The sequence below is a fragment of the Pseudomonas sp. 43(2021) genome (genome assembly GCF_017490805.1).
Classification (GTDB): domain Bacteria; phylum Pseudomonadota; class Gammaproteobacteria; order Pseudomonadales; family Pseudomonadaceae; genus Aquipseudomonas.
Window position 1 is genome coordinate 1 of sequence record NZ_JAFGYJ010000156.1, and the last position, 627, is coordinate 627.

Here is a 627-nt window from a genome sequence, read left to right on the forward strand (position 1 = left end):
GGATTGACCTCAATGAAACCGGCTTCGGTGAGCGCCAGTACATGCTTGCGCGCCACGCTGCGCGAGGCAAAACCAAAAGCCTCGCTGATTTCAGCGAGGCTTGGGGGCTGACCGTGCTCGGCGATGCGATCGCGGATAAAGGTCAGAATGGCGGTACGGCGGGGAGTGAGGTTTGTCATGGAGTACATTTGTACTCCTGTGGGAAATGCCTGACAAGAACCGCCAGTCGGCGCAAGCCGACGCAGGCAGCTGCCGAAGGCTGCGATCTGATCGTTCCCACGCTCCGCGTGGGAATGCCTCAAGGGACGCTCCGCGTCCAGTGACGCGGAGCGTCACGGGCTGCATTCCCACGCGGAGCGTGGGAACGATCTTCGGATAAGGTCAGGAACCCAGTTGCGCCAGGTACTCCCACGGGTAAATCCCGCGTTGATGGCCATCGCTGAACACCAGTTGCACACCATAACCCTGTGGATTTACCTCGATCAGGCGCACGCGATCATCAACCAGCGGCGTGACGCCGCGCAGGCGAAATGCGCGGCATTGCGAGCATGGGCATTGCCGGCGCAGATCGGCATGCCTGAGCAACGATTCGCGCCCGTCCGGCCAGCTCAGGCGCAACGTGCGTGC

The 627-nt window shown here is 62.0% G+C and carries 1 protein-coding gene and 1 pseudogene; both read right to left on the reverse strand.

Annotation, left to right across the window (positions count from 1 at the left end; genetic code table 11):
- A pseudogene (locus J5M71_RS26485) lies at positions 1-188 on the reverse strand (helix-turn-helix domain-containing protein); the annotation flags it as partial.
- A gap of 193 nt (positions 189-381) precedes the next feature.
- Positions 382-618 (reverse strand): DUF971 domain-containing protein, encoded by a 237-nt coding sequence (locus tag J5M71_RS26490; RefSeq protein ID WP_243434361.1) that lies wholly within the window; start codon positions 616-618, stop codon positions 382-384.
- Positions 619-627 lie beyond the last annotated feature (9 nt).